Below are 16,071 nucleotides of genomic sequence, written 5' to 3'. Positions count from 1 at the left end.
TAATCCATGGGTAAATCAAAGCAGAATAGAAGAGAGTTTGTTAAAAAAAGTAGTCTTGGATTTTTAGGCATCTCCGTTCTACCTTCCCTTCATACAAAGTTTAGAGCGAGTGATCGTATTAGAATTGCTCACATAGGTGTTGGAGGCATGGGAAACAACCACATGAAATGGTTCTCTGAAATACCAGAAGTTGAAATTGTTGCTCTGTGCGATGTAGACCAGAATCACTTACAAAAAAGCCTTAAAACATTGAAGAGTTTGCCAAATGATCATAATGCAGGTGGCTATGAAGACTTTAGAAGGATTATTGAAAGAAAGGATGTTGACGCCATTAGTTGTGCCACCCCAGATCATTGGCATGCCCAGATAGCTGCACTTGCCTTTGAAGCTGGCAAGGATGTTTATGGCGAAAAACCTTTGTCCTATGATTTAAGAGAAGGGCAAATGATGCTGGCCGCACAACAAAAGAATAAACGTGTCTTTCAATTAGGAACGCAAATCCATGCAACTGATAACTATCATAGAGTTGTAGAGCTCATAAAGGCTGGAACTATAGGTAAGGTACATACTGTTAGACTTTGGAAAACGGGTGATACCCCTTTAATAAAAGACACAAAAGTAAAGAGAGTTCCCAAGTCTCTTAATTGGGATATGTGGTTAGGACCAGCGCCATTGGTAGATTATATCCCCGCTAAATGCCATTTTACGTATCGCTATTTTATGGACTATTCTGGCGGAATATTTGCAGATTTCTGGTGCCATATTGCCGATGTGGTTTACTGGGCATTAGAGCCCAAAGGACTTAAGAAAATAAAGGCAAAAGGTGAAGTCGCAGATGGTATTGCAAATACTCCCAAGTGGATTGATGTTGACTATGAATTTGAAGATCTGAAAATACTATGGACATCAAAACCTCCGGATGTTCCTGGGGCTTCAGAGAGAGCAATAGGTGCATATTTTGTAGGTGAGAAAGGGACATTAATATGCGACTACAATACAAGGGAAATTACGATTGATGGTGAAAAGCTAAAAGACATAGACTCTGTTGTACAGACAATACCAAGGTCTCCTGGGCATCAGCAAAATTTTATCGATGCTGTTAAATCTAGAGAGCAACCTGAATCTAATTTAGAATATGCCAGGAATATGACATTGCCTATGCATCTTGGTCTAATTTCGTGGCGATTAAAAAGGGAACTAAGTTGGGATAGTCAGAAAGAGGAGTTTGTTAATGACGAAGAAGCGAACAAACTACTGTTTAGAACACCTAGAAATAAATGGAATTTGAATAATTTTTAAGATTAATATATGTCTCCTAATAACATTTCGCATTTTCAGTATCTTCTTTACGGATTACTTTTTATACTTCTAATTGGCTGTAATACCCAGAAAGAACCATTGGTTCTCCACCCACTATTCCAGGATCATATGGTTCTTCAACAACACGCAAAGGTTACCGTATGGGGAACGGCTTCACCCAATAAAACTGTTGAAATTGCAGCAGACTGGATTGGACAGCAGAAAACGGAGGCAGACGCCCTTGGAAATTGGTCTCTTGTGATAGAAACTCCCAAAGCGGGTGGACCCTATACCTTTTCTATCTCTTCTGAAAACGAAGAGATAAAAATTAGAGATGTCTTAATTGGAGAAGTATGGCTTGCATCGGGGCAGTCCAATATGGAAATGCCTCTAACAGGATGGCCTCCAAATGATACAATCCTAAATTCCACAAATGAAATTAATGCTGCTACTAATCCCAATATTCGGATGTTTACCGTCCAAAGGAATCTCTCTCTTAAAGAGTTAAAAAATGTAAAAGGTGAGTGGTTAGTTAGCAGTGCAGAAACAGCGGGAAGTTTTAGCGCTACCGCGTATTATTTTGCTCAAAGATTAGAAAATAAATTAAATATACCTATTGGTATTATACATACTAGTTGGGGTGGCACGCCTGCTGAAGCCTGGACTAGCAATACTTCTATACAAGGCTTGGGTGACTTCGATGAGTTAGTTGCCTCTCTTTCCAATCCAAATATGGAGAAAATAAAAAATGAATGGTATTCCAGATGGCAGAGCATTGAAATTCCTGAAAAAGAAACCGACTGGTTGGAATTAAATCTTAAGGATTCGGAGCTTGCTCAGAAAGATTATGTCGACAATGCATGGGAAGACATTGAGTTGCCCGGAACCCTAGACCAAAGAGAAGAGTGGCGAATGGATGGCATTATCTGGATACGTAAATCATTTATGCTCAGGGAAGATCCTAAAGAAGACTTTAGTCTTTCTTTGGGTGCGGTAGACGATATGGACTTTACCTTTATTAATGGCAAACAAATTGGTTTTACTGTAGGACCAGGAAAACATACTCTAAAAAGAACGTATACGGTACCTAAGACTCTTCTTAAAAAAGGTGTAAATACTATCGCCATAAGAGTTGTAGATACAGGTGGTGGTGGTGGTATAAATGGCCCTATTACCCTATCTACCTCAGAGGACTATTTAGATTTAGATGGTTTGTGGAAATTGTTGCCCACTGCGGAAATCCACGATGCCAAGTTTTACCTATACGATATAAAAGAGGCAACCAATTTAAAAAGACCAACTATTGTAAATATTAATTCTCACTCACCAAGCGTATTGTTTAATGCTATGATTGCTCCATTGATTCCTTATGCCATTAAAGGCGCCATTTGGTACCAGGGGGAATCTAATGTCGGCAGGGCAGAACAGTACGAGCGCCTATTTCCAGCAATGATCAGGGATTGGCGTAATAGATGGCAGGCCAACTTTCCATTTTATTTCGTTCAAATAGCCCCATTTAATTATGGAAATAACTTATCTGCCGCCCTTAGAGATGCACAAAGAAAAACACTGAGTCTTGAAAATACCGGGATGGCAGTGACGCTAGATATCGGAAACCCAGCAAATATTCATCCGGCAAATAAAATAGATGTTGGCAAGAGGCTGGGGGGAATGGCCCTAAAGAATGAATATAATATAGAACTAGTCGCCTCTGGCCCTCTATACAAAAGCCATACAGCCAAAGGAAATAAATTATTGGTGTCCTTTACCGAGGTGGGTAGTGGACTTAAATTGATAGAGACTCCTGTTACGGGATTTGAAATAGCAGGAGAAGATAAAGTTTTTAAAGAAGCTAGGGCGGTTATAATAAAAGAAAAAATAGAACTTTTGTCTCCAGAGGTGAGGCGTCCCAAATATGTGAGGTATGCTTGGAAAGATACCTGTGCGGCCAGCTTGTTTAATCAGGAAGGTTTGCCTGCTTCCTCCTTTTGTTCTCCCTTAGATTAAATGTAAAACCCTTATTCCCTTTTATGAATTAAAAATAATGCGGCAGAAAGAATTAGTACTACCGTGGGAAGAAGTAATACTTTCCAAGAATCTATAGGATGTTTTACTAAATGTGTTACACTAAACATTACTAAGGCAAATAATATAGTTCTCCACAAAAGGATTTTAAGCTCTGAAAGTGATGAAATATTCAGCCAATTAGGAAGATTATGGCCGTCGTATTTATCAAAGATAAATATCCTTGCTACACCAATACCGAAAATCATAAATACCAAAGATAGCATAAAGGCGTCTAGGGCTTCCAGCATATACAAACCGGGATAAGATTCTTCAAGATCAACAAATTCTACCTTAATAAATCGCTTATAAGACTCAATACTTAGGGCTACACCGGTTATTAGGAAAAAAATAGAATTAACTAAGGTGACTATAACTGCTATAAGATATATATATCTAAAAGGGGTTACTTTATGTATCATTTTGATATGTTTTTTTAAAAATACACAATTATTTTCTTGGGCTTAGAGGAAGAGCATTGGTATTTTCAGAGTTGACAGTTAATCTTTTATTGGCAGTCTTAATTTCGGCATAACGTGGATCCTGAATTAGGTCTTGTTTTTCCATTTTTATGGTTTCTATACTTAAAAACCCAAACTCACTTACCACACGCCCATAAAATCGATAAATGCCCCTCCCTCTGAAAAAATATTTTGCGGCTACAGGCGGAAACAAAACCGTATCAAAAACCTCTCCGTTTTGGTCTACACAAGTGGCAAAATGCATTCTCTTATTATTATGTGTATGTGTGTTCTTAACAGTAACCAGATAGCCGTAAATATCTATATTCCTATGAAGAAAACGCTCTAAATCCTTTTGCCCATGGTTGTTCTTAGGTGCTTCTTGTAGAAGAGCAAAAGGGCTGCACAAACAAAACCCTAAGAGCTCTATTTGGGTAAAAGCCATCTCTAAGTCTGTAGTGTGCAAACTAGGTATTTTAAACTTTTGTAGCATTGGTGGAAATAACTTAGGATGCTCTAAAAGAGTTCCTTTAGACAGAAATAAATGAGCCTCCCATAACAATTTGTGTTTATTAATTTTTGTAAACCGGAACGCATTTATTCTTATTAGAATACTTAGTTGTTCAATAGAAATGGTAACTCTATCCAAAAAATCTTCTAATGAAATGTATTTTCCATGTAGCCGCCTTTCCTTGAGAATTCTATCCACTACTCTAGCCTCTAAATCCCTCAAATACATATAGCCTAAATAAACCCTCTTTCCATAAATACAGTTTAGGGCGAAACTCTTATTAATACAGGGAGCGTGTATTGTAGCTCCCATCATTCTGGCCTCGTGTATATAAAATTCAGGACGATAAAATCCACCCCCATTATTTAGGACAGCCACCAAATATTCTAACGGATAATACGCTTTTAAAAATAAGGTTTGGTAACTTTCTACTGCATAAGAGGCAGAATGTCCTTTTGCAAAAGCATAGCCCGCAAAACTGGCAACCTGATGCCATATTTCTGATATTAATTTTTCATCATAGCCTTTATTACGACAGTTATCAATAAACTTCTCTTGTATCTTCTGAAACTCTTGTCTGGATCGAAATTTTCCACTCATCCCTCTGCGTAAAACATCCGCCTCCCCAAGACTTAATCCGGCAAAATAGTGTGCTACTTTAATGACATCCTCCTGGTATACCATAATTCCATAAGTATCTGGCATTATCTCAAGCATTACAGGGTGTCCCTTTTTCTGTGCTCTTTCTTGATCTCTATGCCGAAGGATATATTCTCGCATCATTCCGCTTTTAGCTACTCCCGGTCGGATAATAGAGCTGGCCGCAACTAGTCCCAAATAATTATCTACTTCGAGCTTTTTAAGCAACATTCGCATTGCGGGAGATTCCACATAGAAACAACCCATGCATTGCGCCGTCTTTATCAAATAGTTTACCTGAGAATCTTCTTTAAACTTCTGAATGTTATGAATATCGATTTTTGCATATTCAGAAGGTCTGTTAACTGCTATTACTTCTAAAGCCTCTTTAATTTTCGCAAGGCCTCGTTGTCCAAGAATATCAAACTTATACAAGCCCACATCTTCAGCAATAACCATATCAAACATAACTGTTGGGAACCCTTTAGGAGGAAGATGGGTAGCCGAAAAATAGGAAATGGGTTTCTGACTAATAAGAATTCCCCCTGCATGTATACTCAAATAATTCGGAAAGCCTTTTATTAATTTGCCATATTTTAAAACTAATAAAGAAACCTCATCTAGCTCAGAGGGGACATACTGTCCGGTAGATAACAAATCAATTTCCGCTTTGGGTAGACCAAAAACTTTTCCTAACTCTCTGATTACACCTCTTTCTTTAAAAGTAACATAGGTGCCTAAAAGTGAAACATAGGGGAATCGTTCAAAAATGTATTGGGTAATTTCCTCCCTATCCCGCCACGAAAAATCAATGTCAAAATCGGGGGGATTGGTTCTGTAAAGGTTTATAAAACGCTCAAAATACAGATCTAATTCAATGGGATCTACATCGGTAATCCGTAGTAAGTAAGCAACAATACTATTTGCGCCACTTCCTCTCCCCACATAATAGAATCCCTTCTCGCGGGCTTTACAAACAATGTCCCAGTTGATCAAAAAATAAGATACAAACTCTTTTTCTTTAATGAGACCCAACTCCTTGTCTAAACGCTCTATTATAGCATTATCTACTACGGGATATCGGTAAGAAAGCCCCTCTCTACACAATTCCTCTAGGAGCTCCTCATCTTCCTGTTTTGACTTCAAATAGGTCTGTAAGTTTTGTGGCTTTCTTTGCTTAGAAAAATCGAATTGTATAGCACATCGATTTAATAGCCTTTCGGTATTTTCCAGAATAAAAGAATACTCATTAAATATTATTGCCAAATTCTGAATAGGAAACATTTTATCTCCCTCCTCTGCCTGTTCTTCCTCCGGAAGCTTACTTAATAATACATTATTATCGATAGCGCGTAAAAGACGATGCGCGTTATAGTCTCTTTTATTTCTAAAAGTAACGGCTTGCAAAACAACCAATTTATCTCTTTTTTCTACCAATCTAGAGAAAGGAAGTTTCCTTAAATCTTTTATAGAAATTCCTATAAATTCATGGGTGTCAAAATGACTCTGATCGTTTAAAAGTACCTTCTCAAAAGGATATACTACATAGGCATTCTTGAATTTAGGTGCTATGGCCGGAAATTCTTTTTTTTCATGTAAATAGGTCGACAAAAACTGATTTAGCTCTTGATATCCTTCATTATTCTTTGAGATGCCAACAAAACAAGGTTCTACCCCATTTCTAAAATCAATTCCAAGAATAGGTTTTATTTGATATTCCGGAGCCTTTCTAACAAAATTCAAAGCCGCAGAGGTATTATTAATATCTGTTAAGGCTAATTTGGTAACACAATTCTGTTGCGCCAATTCCAATAATTCTATTTCAGAAAAAGTACCGTAACGCAAGCTATAATAAGTATGACAATTGAGGTACATTTATAAAATTGGTTCTTTAGTATATTGTTCTCTATTTAGGTTGTTTTTTCTTAAAAACGCCTAAGAAAAATGATGTAAACTATTCATTGTTTTCTATGCGCTAACAGAGGCGGCGGCAAGCCAATAAAAGGATTGTGCATCCTTCCTATGGTTTTAGCTCCCATGCCTGAAGCTCTAAGTACACTTTTATCGCCAAAACGCTCTCGAATACTATCCATAGCTCCGTAAAGACTTAAAACTTCTGCAGTATCCTCAAAAAGATTTATCTGGTAATTTCCTGACACCAAATGACTAAAACGAACTCCTACCAAACGTACTAACAAGCGTCTGTTATACAGTAATTTAAATAAATCCAAAATTTTTGGGATAAGAATATGGTCTGCACTTGTATAAGGAATACGAACTTGTTTGGAATAGGTATTAAAATCCGAATACCTTATTTTAACCGTAATACAGGCTGTTAGTTTTTCCCCTCTTCTAAGCTGGTATGCAAGGTTCTCCGTCATGGCTATAAGGACCCCTCTTAATTTTGTTACATCTATAGTGTCTCGGTCAAAAGTCCTTTCCGTAGAAATAGACTTCCGTTCACAAAATGGAATAACAGGACTACTATCTACTCCGTTAGCCCGTTTCCAAATTACTGTACCATTAACTCCTAAAACACGACGCATTAGATCTACAGGCATTTCTTGTACCGTTTTTACTTTTCGCAAGCCTAGGTTTCTAAGGGTTTGATAGGTCTTATCCCCTACCATAGGAATCTTCTTGATAGAAAGAGGTGCTAAAAAAGGTTTTTCATAACCAGAATCTACCTTGAGTTGATTATTCGGTTTTGCTTCATTAGTAGCCACCTTAGACACTACTTTATTTACTGATAATCCAAAAGAGATTGGGAGGCCAGTCTCTTTAATAATCTTCTTTCGCAATTCAGATGCAAAGTGGTAACAACCAAAAAAGCGATCCATCCCTGAAAGATCTGCATAGAATTCATCTATACTCGATTTTTCAAATAGAGGCACCTCTTCTTTGATAATATCTGTAACAATGTCTGAATGCTTGCTATAACTCGCCGAATTTCCACGTATAATAACAGCCTCCGGACACAGTTGCCTCGCCATTTTCATAGGCATTCCTGAGTGTACTCCAAAGCCCCTAGTTTCATAACTACAGGCAGCAACCACACCCCTGTCGCTTGTTCCTCCTACCAATAAAGGCTTATTGCGCAATTCAGAATTAATAAGTCGCTCTACCGACACAAAAAAAGTGTCTAAATCCAAATGAAGAATGGTTTTTTCCATAACTATTAAAAAGGATAGCTAAATTATGGATTATTTCCATTTTTATGGATTATTTCCTTGTTAAATTTTAATTTATATGCTTTATGTCCTGGTATTTAAATACATCTACATAAAGAAAAACCCCCTTCTAATGAGAAGAGGGTTTATATATGTTCAGTAAACAACCCTATTCTAATGGGTCATTATAAACTTTTTCAAAATTATTGTGCTCCGGCTGTGGTCATAATCATAAAAATCATAACGGAAATAAAAAGACATCCAGCAGCCACAAAAAAGTCAATAAAACTAAATCCTTTATGTCTTTGCGCCATCGTGTAAGTGTTTTTTATATGATTTAATCAAAAGCAAATCCTGTAGAAACCCTAAAAATAAAAGCATAAAGCACTACCATAAACATTATAAAACTAAACCAAGCAAATGCTTTGAAATAGCGTTCAATTATAAAGTTTCCTAAATTTCTAAAACCTTCTAAATAAATTTCTTTAATAAGTAAAACTGTTTTCATATCCCAAATTTTATCAATTGTTATCTGGCACTAAATTCTATTATTTCTGGAAAGGGTATAGGATTTCTGGATAAAGAACGAATTAAGTTGACCAACGGCACTTCTAAAGTATTTTAACGAAATATTTTACAGATTATAGAATAAGGATTGTTTTGGGAAGTCCGATAAAACACCATGCTAATCGACAAACTACAACCTTCGTATTAAATTTTACAAATACTGCACTATCGCATTTAAAAATCAAAAAACACCCCTAGAAATGTAATCTACCATAGAATAAACCCTTAGTTCATTTTTGAAAGATATCTTTGGAAAAAAATTCTTTTTTAGGACTAAAAAAGAAAGCCTGGAATAAATTCCAGGCTTTAAAAAATGTACCTCGGGTGGGAATCGAACCCACACGTCCGAAGACACTGGATTTTGAATCCAGCGCGTCTACCAGTTCCGCCACCGAGGCAAACGGATTGCAAAGCTAAAAAATAATTTTATTTCGGAACTAAAATATCCCACAATTATAGTTTTGCAACCCAAATAAATTTATAAATTTGCACCTCCTTAAGAATCAGGGGTTTTAACAAACTATAAAACTAAAACTTATTATGCCTTATCAGGTTCCAGAACCAAAAATATTCGCCTGTACCCAAAGTATGGAATTGGGTCAGAAAATTGCCAAGGCATATGGAGCAGATTTAGGCAACGTTTTATTTTCGCATTTCAGTGACGGAGAGTTTCAACCATCTTTTGAAGAGTCTATTAGAGGAACTCGAATTTTCATTATTGGCTCTACGAATCCCAGTTCGGAAAATTTAATGGAAATGCTGCTGATGTTAGATGCTGCCAAAAGAGCGTCTGCAAGACATATTACCGCAGTAATTCCATACTATGGCTGGGCAAGACAAGATAGAAAAGACAAGCCTAGAGTACCTATTGCCGCTAAACTGATAGCTAAAATGTTGGAAACAGCAGGGGCAACAAGGATTATTACCATGGATTTACATGCCGATCAAATCCAAGGCTTTTTTGAAAAACCCGTAGACCATCTATTTGCTTCTACCCTTTTCCTTCCCTATTTAAGGGATTTAAATTTAGATAACCTTACGATTGCTTCTCCGGATATGGGTGGCTCTAAACGGGCATATGCCTATTCTAGAAACTTAGCTAGTGATGTGGTTATTTGTTATAAACAGCGCGCAAAAGCTAATATTATTTCGCATATGGAACTCATAGGTGACGTAACCGATAAGAATGTGGTGCTAGTAGATGACATGGTAGATACGGCTGGCACACTAACGAGAGCTGCGGATTTAATGATGGAAAGAGGAGCAAAAAGTGTTAGAGCCATTTGTACACATGGTTTACTATCGGGAGATGCTTATGAAAAAATAGAAAATTCGAAGCTTTTAGAACTTATTGTCACTGACTCCATTCCTATTAAGAAAGTGAGTGATAAAGTAAAAGTTATAAGTTGTGCAGAATTATTTGCCGATGTTATGCATAGAGTACATCATAATACTTCCATAGCATCAAAATTTTTAATGTAACTATTAATTCAATATAATAACTAATGAAGTCAATTACAATTAAAGGATCAGAAAGAGAAAGCGTAGGCAAAAAAGCAACAAAAGCCTTACGTAATGCTGGAAAGGTTCCTTGCGTAGTATACGGAGGGGAGAAACCATTACACTTTTCAGCGGATGAATTAGCATTCAAAAATTTAGTGTATACTCCAAACGCACACACGGTTGTGGTTGAATTGGAAGATAAGAAAAAAGTTCGTGCGATAATGCAGGACATTCAGTTTCATCCTGTAACTGACAAAATTCAGCATATCGATTTTTATCAGCTATTTGATGACAAAGAAGTTACCTTAAATATTCCGGTAAGATTGGAAGGAAATTCTCCAGGAGTTAGAAATGGTGGCCGCTTGTTGTTTAGAAATCGTAAGTTAACAATTAAGGCTCTGCCAGATAACTTGCCTGATTTCTTTAAAGTAGACATCTCTAAATTGAAGATTGGAGATAATATTCTTGTAGAATCTTTGGAGAGTGATGAATTTAGTATTCTTCAACCTTCAACAACTGTTGTTGTACAGGTTAAAACAGCGCGTGCAGCCGTAGTGGTGGATGACGAAGATGAAGAAGGAGAAGAAGTGGAAGGTGAAGTAACAGCAGCCGAGGGTGCTGAAGAAACTACTGAAGCAGCAGAATAAATCATTCTATAACAATTTGAAGGCATCCTTTTTCCTGTTTTTAAGGAATAAGGATGCTTTTGTATTTTTGTCCAAAAGCCAAAAGGAAAATGATTAAAATGCTAAGCTCGTTTTTTAAAAGCAAGCATTCGGCAAAAAACGAGATTGATCAGATGAAAAAATACCTTATCGTTGGATTAGGAAATATTGGAGATGAATATGCAGAAACAAGGCATAACGTCGGATTTAAAGCCTTGGATACCCTTTCACAAAAACAAAACTTCAGTTTCGAAATTAAAAAATTAGGGAGTTTAGGGAATTTTAATATTAAAGGAAGAAAGATCATCTGTTTAAAACCTGCTACTTACATGAATTTAAGTGGTAAAGCCCTGAAATATTGGATGGGTAAAGAAAATATTCCCCTAGAAAATGTTTTGGTCATTACCGATGATATTAACTTACCCTTTGGCACTATAAGAATAAAAGGCAAAGGAAGCGATGGAGGACACAACGGATTAAAAAATATACAGGAATCCTTAAATACTTCTCAATATCATCGCCTGAGGGTTGGAGTAGGCTCTGCTTTTGGCAAAGGAAAACAAGTAGACTATGTTCTTGGCAGTTGGAACGAGGAAGAATTAAAAATTTTGCCCGAGCGACTAGAGAAAATAGCAGAATCTGTTCTGTCGTTTGCTCTTGCAGGTCCAAAAGAGACCATGAATAAATTCAACAATACGTAAAACTTTGTTCTTGACAACTTTTGGACTATAATACCTTAAAAGAGTAAATATTAGAGCTAGATACATTCCCTTCCGCATCCTTTGTTACTACTCTCCAATAATAAATTGCATCGGCATCTACTGGTAAGTTAAATTTATTTACCGAAGCATTGGTAGTAGTGATTAACACTTCTGCATTAATCTTATCGGCATAAACTTCATACTCTTGAATATCATCATCCACATCGAGTCCTTGCCACTCCAACAATATGTTATTATTAGGATCACGAAAAACAGTTGCCCCAGATTTTGGCAGTACTATCTGAGTTGGAAATGGAGGATGTGTAATCTGAGACCCTGCATTGTAAAAAACCCATTCCGCACTTGGAGTAGTCTGGGTTACTTCATCATTACTGCTTGTAACCATCCAATTATAGGGAGCTCCTTTATCTAAAACAACCGCAGCAGAGAGTTCTGTAGTGGTCACTTTCTGTGTACTGTTGGTATTTATATTAGTAACACTTAATTCATAGGATGTAGTACTACTGGCACTTTGCCACTGAAAGGTTACTCTGCTATTTGCTGGGGTTAGACTTTCCCCCGTTGTACAAATTGAGTTTTGTTCCGGAAAAACAAGGGCGGTAACACCCGGAGGGCTGGGAGGATCGGACTTTGAGCAAGACAACGCTATAAAACCAATACAGAGGAATCTAAGTAATCTCATCGCTTAATTATTTTAAATGTCTTTTGACCAAATGCCCCTTGTATCTCTAGAAGGTATACTCCTTTTGACAAACCAGATACATCCATCTCTAAACTATCTCCGTTAACATTTCTTGTGTCCTCCATTACTAATCTGCCTTCCATAGAGAAGAGTCTAGTTGCAACAGTGTCTATTGGCGCACCCAAGAAGATTGTAAATACATCGCGAACCGGATTAGGAAATATAAATGGTTCATCAGCGACAAACACAGTTTCCGCATACACCCCCTGGCAAGCTAAACCGGTACTTACCTTAAAACTGTTTATTCCAGGTTTTAAGCTGAGCACAAGTTCAGATTCTACGACCTGCTGTAGCACTCCGTTTAATTCTACAATATAAAGTTCTGCACCTTGCATAGAAAGTGTTGCTTCAAGGCTGGCCACTGAGATTAAAGAATTTACTTGTAGTGGTTGTGGCTCTGAAATAACAATTTCCAAGCATAATTCCTCATAGTCAATAATTCCATCAGACCCATTGATGCAAAAATTATATACTCCTGCTGAAAGGTTTTCCAATATGTAGGTATCTACAAAACTATCTTCAATAGACACCCCATTTCCTGTTACAGTAACCGAATAATTAATTGCGTCTTTAGCATCAATTTCTATACGTCCATCATTGTTATTGATGCATGTTTCACTTTCTACCACAACGGAAAAGTTATCTGTCATAAAACGATATACAGGACAACCATTTGTATCTACTTCTAAACCCAAAGGCGTTCCCAGGCACAAATCATCTCCATCATCAAAGACTCCATCCTGGTCTTCGTCAGGACGCACTGCTCCCTCCACGCAAATATCGAGGGTAAATGCATTAATACTACCTCCATCGGCCGGAGCTGTATCTTCCACTGTAAGTATCCATTCTCCAAATGCAGATTCTCCATTAAAAGAAGCCAAAGACCCTAAAGGTCTTATCACATCTTTTATAGCTATGTCCCCAGTGGTATCACAACTAAAAGCCTCACCATCATCATCAAAAATAGCATCTATATTTTGAAGATTTCCGCAAGAATTAGAAGTAAGCGTAACTGAAGTACCCGAAGGAGATGTTAGGGTAATAATAAGATCGGCAAGAAAGGTATGTTCTATATCTAAAACTACATCAATGTCAGAAACAGGAAGATCATTAAAAAAAGAAACCTTAGAAGTTACTGTTGGGGTACCTATGGCACTTATCTCTATAGGCACATCTATGGCACTAACAGAATCACAACTTATGGTTATTGTCGTAAACTGAAAAGGCTGGCCAAAATTCCCTTCCCCACAATTATTCTTTGGTTTTACTCTCCAATAATAGACCGTCTGCTGTTGCAGGTTTTGAGCAGTGTAGGTATTGAACAAAATATCCGACGCACTATCTACAATATTCGAAAAAGACAAGTCTTCAGCAATTTCAATATCATAGGCGATAACATTAGGGCTTACCTCCCAGCTCAATTCTGCCTGTGGACTTATCTCTCTGGCATTATTTGCAGGTGCCGTTAGAAAGACATCTTCACTAAGGACATCTTGAATGGTAAGGTTAACACTTACCTCTTTAAAAGTGCTTAAGGAAGTGGCCCTTATTCTAATGGGATAAACTCCTGGAGTTACTAAAGCTGTATTACTAAATTGAAGGTTTACAGGCGTAGCAGTATCTGTAGCTGTTAAGGGATTAAAAATAGCATCCAGTCCTACAGGTAGATCTAATGCTTCAAAAGTAACTTCTTCACTAAAACCATTATAAGTCTCATAAACAAAGGAAACGTCTAAAGTATTACTTGAGCATACCACATATTCCAAAGAGGGAAAATTCAAAACAATATCCGCAGGGCTAATTTGAAAATCTGCCTTATTCACACTAAAAAATACATTATTTGAAGCCTTTACCATGATTCTAGCAGCAGAACTGATATTACCGGGAATAATAACATCCTGTTCTCCATCATTTGGAGTATTTACCTCAAGTTCAAAAGGATAAGTAAGACCCCCGTCGATAGATAATAAAATATCAACCATTTGTGCACTGATTGGAGCCACATTGGTACTTGCAACATCCCAATTTATTGTCTGTACAGAACCTGCTGTATATATTTGTGGTTCTTCCTGAGAAAGGACTTCAAAAGGACCAGAATCATTTATCACATTTAGTCTCAAAAGCGCAGAAGTAACCTGTCCTCCGCCCATGGCATTATCCCTAACAGTTAACGCAAAGTTCATTTCCCGTTCTACATTGGAAACTGTTTCCCATGCCGAATTAACCGTTGGATTTCGCTGTGTTAGATTTCCCTGAAGAATTTCAGTCATGGCAGGAAAATACCTTCTCGAATCTAAACTCGGTCTCTGCGATCTAAAATTTGCACCACTGGGACTTTGCGGACCAAAATTATCCGCTGTAACTACGCCATCGTCAATTTGTTCCCAGGTATAGGTTAGTATATCAAGAGGATCTATATCGGTTGCCTCTGCATTTAAAACAAATGCAGTCCCTTTTGGAATAACATAATCTGCTAAGGGTTGAATTTCAGGTGGATTGTTCGTAAGGGGCACAAAAGTTCCACAGCTTGTGTTTTTTAAATATTCACTAATCTGGAAAATACTGTAATAATGAAAGTAACCGTCTCCATTATCTTGTACATTATTTCCCGGAACGATTCCTGCATATCCCATAATGGTAGTTCCGCTGGCAGGTTCGGCCTGTACAGACGTACCTTCAGATTCAAATGACCAGGTATGATTAGCTCCAAATTGATGTCCTAATTCATGAGCAACATAATCCAAATCAAAGACCTCTCCTTCTGGCACTAAAGCTTGAGAATAAGCACTTCCTTTTTGATTATCCCGGCAAACCGATCCAATAAAACCTGCATTCCCACTATCTACGTCCTGGTGGAATAGGTGCCCAACATCATAATTTGCTTCCCCAATGACACTAGTCAAAGTACTTTGTATTTGAGCATTTAAATTTCCATTATATGGATCCGTCACAGGATTTGTATAAATGACGTCCTCTGTATTTGCGATTAATTCTAATTGCACCCCTAAATCGATTTCAAACAATTCATTCACTCTTGTTAAAGTAGCATTAATTGCTCCCAAAGCATCTTCTACAGTTCCCCCATGATATTGGGTATATTCTCCAGAAGCCGAAACAGCAATTCTATAGATACGCAGTGTTTGATCATTCACAAGCCTGAAGGTCTTGGAAGCTGCTTCCTTGTCCAAAACATCTTTAGTAAAACAACTAAACGCTTTGCTCACTTCTTCCCCAATACCTGCACTAAAAACGCGGTAAAGTCCATCACCAGTTCTCTGTTTTTCAATTAAGGTGCTAATGCTATTACCGTTACCATGTCGCATTATGGCCTGAAATCCTTTAGGAGAAATGCTAAAACGTATCCTCTCCATTCTATCATTTATTCGATACCCGGAAAATGATTTGATTCTTGGGTACTTTTTTGATAATTCTGCAGAAAATATTGGTCTTTCTGTAATCTGATATGCTGCTAACTCCCCATTTAGCGTAGGAAAATATAATATTAGCTGTTTTTTCCCTTCCTTATTAAAATCTATCAACTCTTTAAACAAAGAATTTTCGTTTAAGGAATAGGTGAGTGTTTTATGAGAAGAATCAGAAGAATGCGAGATTCTGGTATTACCGCTCTGTATCGCCGCTCTTTTCCAATGATCTGCCTGAGCAAACCCGGAAAAGGAGAAAAATAATATGGTAATTGATAAAACAAGATGTAATTTTGTTTTCATCAA

General features: G+C 37.3%; 11 protein-coding genes and 1 tRNA gene. 5 read left to right on the top strand and 7 right to left on the bottom strand.

Annotated features, from left to right (window positions below):
• The first annotated feature begins 6 nt into the window (after positions 1-6).
• The gene (locus PXG98_RS05010) at positions 7-1,299 is read left to right on the top strand and encodes a Gfo/Idh/MocA family protein (RefSeq protein WP_276389324.1); all 1,293 of its coding nucleotides are present in this window, start codon (positions 7-9) and stop codon (positions 1,297-1,299) included.
• Between the two features lie 9 nt (positions 1,300-1,308).
• Complete coding sequence (locus tag PXG98_RS05005) at positions 1,309-3,306, top strand: sialate O-acetylesterase (RefSeq protein WP_276389323.1); 1,998 nt, start codon at positions 1,309-1,311, stop codon at positions 3,304-3,306.
• 11 nt (positions 3,307-3,317) lie between these two features.
• Here PXG98_RS05005 and PXG98_RS05000 read toward each other — a convergent pair whose 3' ends face one another.
• From PXG98_RS05000 to PXG98_RS04980, 5 genes are all read right to left on the bottom strand, one after another.
• The gene (locus PXG98_RS05000) at positions 3,318-3,785 is read right to left on the bottom strand and encodes a YqhA family protein (protein WP_276389322.1); all 468 of its coding nucleotides are present in this window, start codon (positions 3,783-3,785) and stop codon (positions 3,318-3,320) included.
• Positions 3,786-3,813: 28 nt separating this feature from the next.
• The gene (locus PXG98_RS04995; protein ID WP_276389321.1) at positions 3,814-6,849 is read right to left on the bottom strand and encodes a DNA polymerase III subunit alpha; all 3,036 of its coding nucleotides are present in this window, start codon (positions 6,847-6,849) and stop codon (positions 3,814-3,816) included.
• A gap of 83 nt (positions 6,850-6,932) precedes the next feature.
• Positions 6,933-8,147 (bottom strand): DNA polymerase Y family protein, encoded by a 1,215-nt coding sequence (locus PXG98_RS04990; RefSeq protein ID WP_276389320.1) that lies wholly within the window; start codon positions 8,145-8,147, stop codon positions 6,933-6,935.
• A 334-nt stretch (positions 8,148-8,481) separates the two neighbouring features.
• A complete protein-coding gene (locus tag PXG98_RS04985) occupies positions 8,482-8,652 on the bottom strand; it encodes a DUF6747 family protein (protein ID WP_276389319.1) in 171 nt (56 codons plus the stop codon).
• A 375-nt stretch (positions 8,653-9,027) separates the two neighbouring features.
• A tRNA-Leu gene (locus tag PXG98_RS04980) sits at positions 9,028-9,109 on the bottom strand.
• A 142-nt stretch (positions 9,110-9,251) separates the two neighbouring features.
• Here PXG98_RS04980 and PXG98_RS04975 point away from each other — a divergent pair.
• The 3 genes from PXG98_RS04975 to pth all read left to right on the top strand — a co-directional run bounded on the left by PXG98_RS04975 (position 9,252) and on the right by pth (position 11,580).
• Entirely contained in the window at positions 9,252-10,193 is a 942-nt protein-coding gene (locus PXG98_RS04975; RefSeq protein WP_276389318.1) for a ribose-phosphate pyrophosphokinase, read from the top strand.
• Positions 10,194-10,216: 23 nt separating this feature from the next.
• Complete coding sequence (locus PXG98_RS04970) at positions 10,217-10,861, top strand: 50S ribosomal protein L25/general stress protein Ctc (protein ID WP_276389317.1); 645 nt, start codon at positions 10,217-10,219, stop codon at positions 10,859-10,861.
• Positions 10,862-11,013: 152 nt separating this feature from the next.
• A complete protein-coding gene (pth, locus tag PXG98_RS04965; protein WP_276389825.1) occupies positions 11,014-11,580 on the top strand; it encodes an aminoacyl-tRNA hydrolase in 567 nt (188 codons plus the stop codon).
• 25 nt (positions 11,581-11,605) lie between these two features.
• On the opposite strand, the gene PXG98_RS04960 is transcribed toward pth, so the two are convergent.
• Both PXG98_RS04960 and PXG98_RS04955 read right to left on the bottom strand, forming a co-directional pair.
• Positions 11,606-12,283 (bottom strand): hypothetical protein, encoded by a 678-nt coding sequence (locus tag PXG98_RS04960; RefSeq protein WP_276389316.1) that lies wholly within the window; start codon positions 12,281-12,283, stop codon positions 11,606-11,608.
• The gene (locus PXG98_RS04955; RefSeq protein ID WP_276389315.1) at positions 12,280-16,068 is read right to left on the bottom strand and encodes a zinc-dependent metalloprotease; all 3,789 of its coding nucleotides are present in this window, start codon (positions 16,066-16,068) and stop codon (positions 12,280-12,282) included. The genes PXG98_RS04960 and PXG98_RS04955 overlap by 4 nt, the downstream gene beginning before the upstream one ends.
• Positions 16,069-16,071: the final 3 nt, after the last annotated feature.

It is taken from the genome of Eudoraea chungangensis (assembly GCF_029360665.1).
GTDB classification, from domain to species: domain Bacteria; phylum Bacteroidota; class Bacteroidia; order Flavobacteriales; family Flavobacteriaceae; genus Eudoraea; species Eudoraea chungangensis.
The sequence above is the reverse complement of the archived record's forward strand: the minus strand, read 5'-3'. Positions and strand labels throughout refer to the sequence as shown.

Excerpts from the sequence above, each read along its gene's own strand:
- PXG98_RS05010 (WP_276389324.1), top strand. The coding sequence starts at position 7 with ATGGGTAAATCAAAGCAGAATAGAAGAGAGTTTGTTAAAAAAAGTAGT.
- PXG98_RS05005 (WP_276389323.1), top strand. The coding sequence starts at position 1,309 with ATGTCTCCTAATAACATTTCGCATTTTCAGTATCTTCTTTACGGATTA.
- PXG98_RS05000 (WP_276389322.1), bottom strand. The coding sequence starts at position 3,785 with ATGATACATAAAGTAACCCCTTTTAGATATATATATCTTATAGCAGTT.
- PXG98_RS04995 (WP_276389321.1), bottom strand. The coding sequence starts at position 6,849 with ATGTACCTCAATTGTCATACTTATTATAGCTTGCGTTACGGTACTTTT.
- PXG98_RS04990 (WP_276389320.1), bottom strand. The coding sequence starts at position 8,147 with ATGGAAAAAACCATTCTTCATTTGGATTTAGACACTTTTTTTGTGTCG.
- PXG98_RS04985 (WP_276389319.1), bottom strand. The coding sequence starts at position 8,652 with ATGAAAACAGTTTTACTTATTAAAGAAATTTATTTAGAAGGTTTTAGA.
- PXG98_RS04975 (WP_276389318.1), top strand. The coding sequence starts at position 9,252 with ATGCCTTATCAGGTTCCAGAACCAAAAATATTCGCCTGTACCCAAAGT.
- PXG98_RS04970 (WP_276389317.1), top strand. The coding sequence starts at position 10,217 with ATGAAGTCAATTACAATTAAAGGATCAGAAAGAGAAAGCGTAGGCAAA.
- pth (WP_276389825.1), top strand. The coding sequence starts at position 11,014 with ATGAAAAAATACCTTATCGTTGGATTAGGAAATATTGGAGATGAATAT.
- PXG98_RS04960 (WP_276389316.1), bottom strand. The coding sequence starts at position 12,283 with ATGAGATTACTTAGATTCCTCTGTATTGGTTTTATAGCGTTGTCTTGC.
- PXG98_RS04955 (WP_276389315.1), bottom strand. The coding sequence starts at position 16,068 with ATGAAAACAAAATTACATCTTGTTTTATCAATTACCATATTATTTTTC.